The 8,505-nt window shown below is 74.9% G+C and carries 8 protein-coding genes and 1 pseudogene; 7 read left to right on the top strand and 2 right to left on the bottom strand.

All coding sequences use genetic code 11. The features are described from left to right. The 4 genes from ACFYQQ_RS29600 to ACFYQQ_RS29585 all read left to right on the top strand — a co-directional run. Window positions 1-687 (top strand): GNAT family N-acetyltransferase (locus tag ACFYQQ_RS29600; protein ID WP_388905714.1); only part of this gene is annotated, 687 nt, incomplete at its 5' end. Between the two features lie 9 nt (window positions 688-696). Beyond that, window positions 697-2,013: an insulinase family protein gene (locus ACFYQQ_RS29595; RefSeq protein WP_356240361.1), complete on the top strand. Its 1,317-nt coding sequence runs from the start codon at window positions 697-699 to the stop codon at window positions 2,011-2,013. A 341-nt stretch (window positions 2,014-2,354) separates the two neighbouring features. Next, complete coding sequence (locus tag ACFYQQ_RS29590) at window positions 2,355-3,629, top strand: M16 family metallopeptidase (RefSeq protein ID WP_388905711.1); 1,275 nt, start codon at window positions 2,355-2,357, stop codon at window positions 3,627-3,629. Between the two features lie 152 nt (window positions 3,630-3,781). Further along, a complete protein-coding gene (locus tag ACFYQQ_RS29585) occupies window positions 3,782-5,179 on the top strand; it encodes an MFS transporter (protein WP_355787498.1) in 1,398 nt (465 codons plus the stop codon). Window positions 5,180-5,281: 102 nt separating this feature from the next. Here ACFYQQ_RS29585 and ACFYQQ_RS29580 read toward each other — a convergent pair whose 3' ends face one another. Continuing rightward, window positions 5,282-5,806 carry a hypothetical protein gene (locus ACFYQQ_RS29580; protein ID WP_355787495.1) on the bottom strand — a complete coding sequence of 175 codons (525 nt, stop codon included), beginning with the start codon at window positions 5,804-5,806 and terminating at the stop codon, window positions 5,282-5,284. A gap of 344 nt (window positions 5,807-6,150) precedes the next feature. Between ACFYQQ_RS29580 and ACFYQQ_RS29575 the strand changes: the two genes are divergently transcribed. Then, window positions 6,151-6,609 (top strand): nuclear transport factor 2 family protein, encoded by a 459-nt coding sequence (locus ACFYQQ_RS29575; protein WP_355787492.1) that lies wholly within the window; start codon window positions 6,151-6,153, stop codon window positions 6,607-6,609. A 464-nt stretch (window positions 6,610-7,073) separates the two neighbouring features. Next, window positions 7,074-7,919 (top strand): dimethylargininase, encoded by an 846-nt coding sequence (ddaH, locus tag ACFYQQ_RS29570; protein ID WP_355787489.1) that lies wholly within the window; start codon window positions 7,074-7,076, stop codon window positions 7,917-7,919. Window positions 7,920-7,957: 38 nt separating this feature from the next. Here ddaH and ACFYQQ_RS29565 read toward each other — a convergent pair whose 3' ends face one another. Next, the gene (locus tag ACFYQQ_RS29565; RefSeq protein WP_388905707.1) at window positions 7,958-8,215 is read right to left on the bottom strand and encodes a hypothetical protein; all 258 of its coding nucleotides are present in this window, start codon (window positions 8,213-8,215) and stop codon (window positions 7,958-7,960) included. A gap of 106 nt (window positions 8,216-8,321) precedes the next feature. On the opposite strand from ACFYQQ_RS29565, the pseudogene ACFYQQ_RS29560 reads away from it, so the two are divergent. Continuing rightward, window positions 8,322-8,505, top strand: a pseudogene (locus ACFYQQ_RS29560) (hypothetical protein); the annotation flags it as partial.

Genomic DNA, 8,505 nt, shown 5'->3' with positions numbered 1-8,505 from the left:
GCCGGAGTGGCCGGCGCGAGCGGCACGGGCGGCCCCGCCGGAGTGGCCGGCGCGAGCGGCACGGGCGGCCCCGCCGGAGTGGCCGGCGCGAGCGGCACGGGCGGCCCCGCCGGAGTGGCCGGCGCGAGCGGCGCGAGTGATACGAGCGCTGTGGGTGGTTCGGGGGTGGTGGTGCTGCGGCCGGTGACCGCGGGTGATCTGGATCTGTTCGAGGGGGAGTTCGCCACCCAGGACGGTACGGGGGTGTTTCAGTGGTTCGGGTTCACTCCCGCTCACCGGCTGCGGGCCCGGCATGAGCAGGACGGCCTGCTGAGCCCGGACGGCGGTGTTTTGACGGTCACCGTGGCGGGGGCGGTGGCGGGCCGTGTGGAGTGGTTCGCCTCCGCCTGGGGCCGCCCGGACACCAGCACCTGCTGGACCCTTGCGATCGGCTTGTTCCCCGCCGCCCGCGGACGGGGTACCGGCACCCTCGCCCAGCGTCTGCTGGCCCGCTACCTCTTCGCCCACACCAGGGCCGAACGCCTCCAGGCCTGGACCGATCAGGCCAACCTCGCCGAGCAACGCGCCCTGCACAGAGCCGGGTTCACCCGCGAGGGCGTGCTGCGTTCGGCGCAGTGGCGCGGTGGGCGCTGGCACGACCAGGTCCTGTACTCGCTGCTGCGCACCGACCTTCCGCCCGGGGACTGAGGAGTTTCGATGAGCGTGCCGCCCACCACCTGGCGTCTGGCCAACGGCCTGCGCGTGCTGCTGCAGCCGCTGCCCGGCTGCCAGGTCGTCGCCACCTGCCTGCACGTGGGCACCGGTTTCCGTAACGAGCCCGTCGCGGGCGCCGCCCACCTGCTGGAACACGTCCTGGCGCAGGGCGCCTCCAGCAGCCGGCCCCTCACCGACGCCGTCGCCGCGTGCGGGGGCACCACCAACGCGCGTACCGCCGCCGACTACACCCAGTACACCGCCGTCCTGCCCGCCGGGGCGCTGGAGCTGGGACTGCGTATCGAGGCGGGCCGGCTCGGCGATCCCGACCTGGGCCAGAGCCATGTCGCGGCGCAGATCGCCGTGGTGCAGGCCGAGATCCGCCGCAACATGCTCCAGCGTCCGCACGGCGGACTGGTCCTGTTCGACCTGCCCGCCCTGCTCCACGACAGCTGGCACAACCGGCACAACGGATACGGCGACATCGACGCCCTGACCGATCTCACCCCCGCCGCCCTCACCCGTTTCTTCGACGACTCCTACGCGCCCGCCGGCGTGCACCTGGCCCTGGTCGGCGACTTCGACCCCGCCCACGCCCGCGACCTCGTCGAACGCCACCTCGCCCCGCTGCCCCCACGCCCGCGCCCCGCCCCCGCCCACACCCCCGAGGGCCCGCTCACCACCGCCCGCCACGCCCACCGCGTGGAACGCATCTCCAAAACCGCCCGCACCGCGCTGGGCTTTCGCACCCCCGACCCGGCCACCCACCCCGGCGCCCACCTCGCCGCCGTCCTGCTGGGCGAACTCCTGGAAGAGCAGAACGGCGTCTGCGCCTGCCACCCGCACACCCGGACCTGGGGCGCCTACCGCACCCGCGCCCACCGCACCGGCAACCCCTTCGACGTCGCCCGTGACGCCCTGTTCGCCGTGGACTTCCCCCACCCGCCCGACACCGACGTCGAGGAAGCCGAACGGTGCCTGCGCGCCCAGCTGGCCGCCGTCGCCGCCGGCACCGTGCCGCTGACCGCACCCCTGGCCCGTATCCGCCGGCAACTCGCCCTGGCGCTGCACGCCGAGCTGGACTCGGTGGCCAGCCAGGCGTCCTGGCTGTGCGTGGGAGCCGCCGTCCACGACGACCCCCGCTACCTCGCCGCCCTGCCCGGCGCACTGCACCGGCTCCCGGACAGTGAGGTGGCCGCCGCCGCGGCCCGCTACGCCACCGCCCCCGCCGCCCGCATCACCAGCCTCCCCACCCCCGCCACCGCCTCCACCGCCCCCGCCCGGCCGGCGGCCCCCAGCCGGACAGGAGCCGCGGCATGAACACCCCCACCACCCCCGCACCCGGCTCCGCGCCCGCGCCTGGTCCCGCCGCCACACCCGCGCCCGCGCTCGGTACCGCCACCGCGCCTGCCACCAAGCCCGGCCCGGCCACTCCACCCGCGCCCGGCCCCCGCCCGACCACAGCGCCCGCGCCCGGCCCTGCCACCGCGTCCGCCCTCACGCCCGGCCCCGCCGCCGCGCCCGGCCCCACCACCGCACCGGCACCCGCACCGGCACCCGCACCCGCACCCGCACCCGGTCCCGGTCCCGGTCCCGGTCCCGGTCCCGGTCCCGGTCCTGGTTCTGGTTCTGGTTCTGGTTCTGGTTCTGTCCTGGCTGCCATGCCGGTGCCCGTGCCGCATTTCGTCGCTCCCGCGCACCGGGAGCAGGCCACGGGCCGGGGCAGCGCCGTCGCTGTGCGGCGTACCGGTACGGGTGAACTGGCCGAGGGCAGGCTGCTGTTCCCGCTGCTGGCCGGACGGGGCCCGCATCAGGCGCGGACGGAGGTGATGGCCGAGGCGCTGCGGGCCACGCTCACCGAGGCGGTCGCCGATCTTGCGACCGTGCGGGTGGAGGCGCGCAGCGACCGGGCCGTGATCGCGGTGCGCACGTTCACCGCCGACTTCGCGGCCGCCTGCGCCCGGATCCGGGAGTGTCTGCAGGATGGGGTCCCGCATGAGGATCGGGTGGTGCGTGCGGCCGCCGAGCGTGTCGCGGGCCGGCTGAGCACGGCGGCGCCCGCCCCGACCCTGCTGGCCCGCACCCGCTTCCTGGCCGCCGTGTTCGGCCCCCACCCCTACGGCCAGGCCGCCACCGCCGCCGACGCCCGCGCCGTCACAGGCCCGGACACCGCGGCCCTGCTGCGCAGTGCGCCCGCGGCCCGCCGGCACGGCATCGCCGTCGGCCCGGGTCCCGCCGAGGAACTCCTCACCCAGGCCGCCGCCCTGCTGCCCCACCCCACACCCCCCACCACGGCCAGGGACCGGCCCGGGCCGCCTGTTCCTGTGCCGGCGGCTGCCCGGCGGGGGGATGTCACGGTGGTGCACCCGGCCACCCCGCAGACCCTGCTGCGGCTGGGCGCCCTGCTGCCCGGCCGCGGCCACCACGACTACCCGGCCCTGCAACTGGCCGTCCTGATGCTCGGCGGCTACTACGCCAGCCGCCTCACCCGCGTCCTGCGCGAACGCGAGGGCCTGGCCTACGCACCGCGCGCCGTCCTCGACCCCCTTGGCCCCAACGCCGTGCTGACCGTCGAGGCCGACGTCCGCCACGACGGCGCCGTGCGCGCCCTGACGCTCATCGCCCAGGAGATGAACCGTCTGGCCGCCGGCGCGTTCACCGCGCAGGAACTGCGCAACGCCCAGAACTACGCGGTCGGCTGCATGGCGATGGCCTGCTCCTCCCGCTCCGGACTGGCCTCCACCTACGCCGCCGTCCTGGTCGGCAACCTGCCCGCCACCTGGCTGGCCGGCTACGAGGACCGGCTGCGCGCCCTGGACGCCGGCGACGTGGCCCGCGCCGCCGCCGCCCACCTGGCCCCGGACGCCCTGAGCACCGTGGCCATCGCCCCCGCCTGGACCCCCGGCCTGCCCCCGCCCGCCCCCCACCCCACCTGACCCCACCGACCCCTCCGGCAACAGACCCGCCCCGCCCGGCCCGGCCCACAGGGGCCTGGCACGGACCGTTCCGGCAACAGTGCGCTCCCACCACCCCCCTTCCACTCTCCGGGGGAGTGCGGGGGGCTTTGACGAGATGGGACCCACGGCTTGTGAAGACGTTCATCCAGCGCACGTTCTCCTCGCTGCGCGGCCCGGCCCGCACGCTGGGGGCGCTGCACTTCGCCGACAGCCTCGGCAACGGCCTGTTCATGGCCGGCTCCGCGGTCTACTTCGTGAGCGTGGCCGGCCTGCCCGCCACCGTCGTCGGCCTGGGCCTGTCCCTGGCGGGCCTGAGCGGTTTCGCCGCCAGCCTCCTCTTCGGCCGGCTCAGCGACCGGGTGGGCGCCCGCCGCCTGCTCGCCGTCCTGCTGCTCCTCTTGGCCGGCGCCTACGCCCTCTACCCGGCCGTGCACTCACCGGCCGCCTACTTCCCCGTCGTCGTGGTCACCGGCGCCCTGGAATACGGGTGCGGGCCCGCCTTCGGCGCTCTGATCGCCGAACTGGTCCCCGAGGGCGAACGGGTCACCGCCCGCGCGGCCCTGCGTTCCCTGTTCAACGCCGGGTTCTCGGCCGGGGCGCTGGCCGCCGCCGCACTCATCTCGCTCGGCCAGGACGCCCTGCGCCTGCTGCCGCTGGGCAACGGCCTCACCTTCCTGCTGGCGGCCGCGCTGGTCCTGAAACTGCCCCCCACCCCCACCCCCACCCCCACCCCCACCACCAGTACCGGCGGCAAGGGCGGTAAGGGCGGCAGGGGGTTCGGTGTGCTGCGTGACGGGCCCTTCCTCGCCGTCATCGGCGCCTCCAGCCTGCTCGCCCTGCACAGCGCGGTCCTGCTCGCGGGGATACCGCTGTGGATCGTGCGCACCACCTCCCTGCCCCACGGCGTCGTCCCGCTGATCCTGGCCGTCAACACCGTCCTGGTGGTCTGCTTCCAGGTCGCGGCGGCCCGCGGCTCGGAGAACCTGGACGGCGCTGTGGGCGCGGCCCGCCGGGCGGGACTGGTCAGCGTGCTGGCCTGCGCCGCCCTGGCCGCGGGCACCCTCACCGGATCCGTCGGCACCGGCGTGCTCGCGCTGGCCGCGGTCCTGCTGTTCACCCTGGCCGAACTGTGGCAGTCCGCCAGCGGCTTCGGCCTGGGCTTCGCACTCGCCCCCGAACAGGCACGCGGCGAATACCTGGGCGCCTTCCACCTCCACGTGGTCATCCAGGCCACCCTGGGACCGGCCCTGGTGTGCTTCCTGGTCCTTGGCCACACCTCCCTGGGCTGGCTGGCCCTGGCGGCCTTCTTCCTGGCCGGCACCGCCGCCATCGGCCCCGCCGTCACCGCCGCCCGCCGCAACCTGCCCACCCCACCCGACCCCACCACCCCCCAACCCACCGCGCCCACGGCACACGCCGAGCCCACCGCGCCCACGGCACACACCGAGCCCACCGAGGCTGCCGGGTCTGCGGAGCCTGCCGGGGCCGCCGCACACGCCGGACCCGCACCCCAGCCCCGGACCACCTGAGCTGCACCGGGCACACGACCCGGGGCACGAGGCGCCGGGCATGAGGCGCCGGGCGCGGGGTGCGGGCCGCGCCGGAAGCGGGTACCGGGTCGTGCGGGCCGGTCACTGCCCGGCCGGCACTCCCAGGTCGTGGCGCATGGCGCCGCGCATGCTCCTGAGCAGGTCCCACACCGCGTGCTGGGCCCGGGCCGCGCTCTCCAGCGTCTCGCCCGGGTTCGGGGCACCGTGTTCCAGGCGCCTGACCTGGCCGTAGACCTCGTTCAGGGCCTTGTTGACGGTGCTCGCGTGCTGCAGAACATGCTCGGGGGCGATCATCTGCGCCTCGGAGTACCGGTCGCGGTGCGCGTTCTTCGCCGCTTCGAGTGCCTCGATGTCGCCGTCCTGCACAGCGCGTTCGTGCAGCACGTGCAGATGGCGGTTGAGGGCGGTGGTGAACTGCCGGGCGTCCCGGTTGAGTTCCCCGTAGCAGGCGCGCCGCAGGAGACGGTTCTCGCGGGTCTCCTCATGCGCGTGCACCAGCTCGATCTCCCGGCGCTTGGCCCGCTCCACGCCGCGCTGGGTCAGCAGCGCGCCGCCCAGGGTTCCCGCGACACCCGCCACCGCGATGATCACCGAGCCGAGATCCACCGGCGTAACCCCCTGTCGCAGGTCGTCGGCCGCCCACTGCACCCGGCCCCCGGCCGTCCAGTGTGCCCCCTCCGCACGCCAGGACAGGCGATGCAGACCCCTCCCGCAACTCCGTTGGTTTCCGAGGCGCTTGAGGGGTTTTTGACAGATGCTCGATCGCTGCCGCAGACACTGCCTCTACCGAGTCCACACCGGCCCGCCGGCCACCCGCAGAGCACCCTGAACCCACAGAGCTTTCGCTGGACTGGCGACCCGCGACCCCCTCTCTTTTTTGCATCCTCCACGGCGATGTACCCACGCGCCCTGAGCCACGGACATGGACGGAAAGCGGAGGCTTTGAGATCATGACCGTCGAGTTGGTGGCAACCGGCGAACACCCCACGCCGAGCCAGGAGTTCGCCGCCCTGTACGCACAGGTCCAGCAGTTCTACACGCACCAGTTGCGGCTGCTGGACACCCACGACACCCCATCCTTGGCGGCCACCTTCACTAAGGACGCCGTCCTCGAACTGCCCGCGCCCGCCACGCCGTTGCCGGCCCGTGAGGCACTCGCCCGCTACCCGCGCGCCGGCGCGGCACGGCTGCGCGGCTCCGGCGCCCGCCTCACCCACTGGCTCGGCATGCTCGACGTGCAGCCCCGCACCGAGAACCTGCACACCCGCTGCTCGGCCCTGGTGCACCAGACGCCGGTCACCGGCGGCTCCAAAATCTTGTACGTGTGCGTGATGCACGACGTCCTGGTGCACACCGCCGGCACATGGCGCATCGCGCACCGCCGGATCACCCGCGACGACCTCACCTGACCCCGACCGACCGGCCGCCCGACCCGAGCCAACCCAGACCCGAGCGGATCCGAACTGGCCTCGGCCCGACCCCACTCGAACTGCCCCTTGAGAGGGCGTAGTTGGCCGGTGGCGCGGCCCGCCCGCCTCGGGGGGTGTCGAGGAGTGCTGCAGGTGAACTCGACGTTCCGCCCGCGGCGCGCGACGCGCGGGCGGAGGGCTGCCTAGAGTGGGCCGTGCTCATCACCTCCCTGTCCGCGCCCGCCTGACGTCACCATGTCGACGAGGGCGGGCGCGTCGACGTAGGAGGGCGGGAGCGCGCCGCGCACGAGATCCGGCCCCGCGCCCGCGCTGCACGCCCGCGCTGTACGTGTCCGGACCCCCTCGGTTCCTCTGGCGGGGCCCGAGCGGCCGGCGCCGCACACCCCGCGGCGCCGCGCACGCACCCCCCCTTCTTCTCACAAAGACCCTCAGGAGGAACCCGCATGGCAGCCACCACCACGACCGTGGAACACACGCCGCGGCCCGAGCGCACGGCCGCCTCGTACCGCCTGCTGATGTGCCGCCCGCAGTACTTCGACGTCACCTACCGCATCAACCCGTGGATGAACCCGGACAAGCCCACGGACGCCGGCGCGGCCCTGCTGCAGTGGGAGCAGCTGCGCCGGCTGTATCTCTCGCTCGGCCACCGCGTCGAGGTGATCGAACCTCTCCAGGGACTGCCGGACATGGTGTTCGCCGCCAACGGCGCCACCGTGGTCGACGGCAAGGTCCTCGGCGCGCGGTTCCGCCACCGCGAGCGCACCGCGGAGGGCCCCGCCTACCTCGACTGGTTCGCCGAGCACGGCTTCGCGGACGTGCTGTGGCCGGAGCACATCAACGAGGGCGAGGGCGACTACCTGCGCGTGGGCCGGCGTCTGCTGGCCGGCACCGGCTTTCGCACCGACGCCCGCTCCCACGCCGAGGCCCAGGAGTTCTTCGGCCTGCCCGTGACGGGCCTGACCCTCGTCGACCCGAACTTCTACCACCTGGACACCGCGCTCGCGGTCCTCTCACCCGATGAGGTCATGTACTACCCGGCGGCGTTCAGCCCGGGCAGCCAGGCGGTGCTGCGGGAGATGTTCCCCGACGCGATCCTCGCCTCACCGCAGGACGCCGCGGTGTTCGGCCTCAACGCCTTCTGCGACGGCCTCAACGTGCTGCTGCCCCAGGCAGCCACCGCCCTGGCCGAGCAGCTCCGGCAGCGCGGCTTCAACCCGATCGGCGTCAGCCTGGGAGAACTGCTCAAAGCAGGCGGCAGCGTCAAGTGCTGCACCCTCGCCCTGTCCTGAGGCGACCCCCCCCGCGCCCGCCGTCCTGCCCGCTGGTTTCAGGGCAGGGCGGTGAACGCGGCCCACACGTCGTCGAGTTCGTTGGTGTGCACGGTCAGCGACTCGGCGGTGAGCGCCGCCGCGTCCAGGGCCGCCAGGACACCCCGCAGCGTCTCGATGCCCGCGTCACCGGCGATGTGCAGGGTCAGCGCGGCCCGGTCGCCCCACGCCTCACCCAGCCCCGGATGCACTCCGGCGGCAAAGAGCGCACCGGCACGCTCCAGCGTGAGCGCGTCGGCGAACCGCAGCCGGATCACCGCCCCGGGCGCAGCACTGACCGCCGCCTGGGGCGAAGCCCCCGGCGGGGAGACCGTGGAGGTGCCCGCAGGAGAGGGGAGTGCGGCGCCGGTGGGAGGAGCGGCCGTGTCGGCGGCAAGAGGGGCGGCAGTGGCGGGGGCCGGGGGAGGGGCGGGCCGGCAGGTGCCGGGCGGCCGGGAGCCGGCGGGCGCATCCGTCCCCGGCTCCCGGTACGCGGGCAGGATGCTCAACACCGCCCGCGGCCGCGCCGACCCCGACCCCGACACCGGCGCCGACCCCGGCACCGATC

The sequence above is a fragment of the Streptomyces sp. NPDC005496 genome (genome assembly GCF_042872045.1).
Lineage (GTDB): Bacteria > Actinomycetota > Actinomycetes > Streptomycetales > Streptomycetaceae > Streptomyces.
The sequence above is the reverse complement of the archived record's forward strand: the minus strand, read 5'-3'. Positions and strand labels throughout refer to the sequence as shown.

What these genes read in the sequence shown, in the direction of transcription:
- ACFYQQ_RS29595 (WP_356240361.1), top strand. Translation starts at nt 697, where the DNA reads ATGAGCGTGCCGCCCACCACCTGGCGTCTGGCCAACGGCCTGCGCGTG.
- ACFYQQ_RS29590 (WP_388905711.1), top strand. Translation starts at nt 2,355, where the DNA reads ATGCCGGTGCCCGTGCCGCATTTCGTCGCTCCCGCGCACCGGGAGCAG.
- ACFYQQ_RS29575 (WP_355787492.1), top strand. Translation starts at nt 6,151, where the DNA reads ATGACCGTCGAGTTGGTGGCAACCGGCGAACACCCCACGCCGAGCCAG.
- ddaH (WP_355787489.1), top strand. Translation starts at nt 7,074, where the DNA reads ATGGCAGCCACCACCACGACCGTGGAACACACGCCGCGGCCCGAGCGC.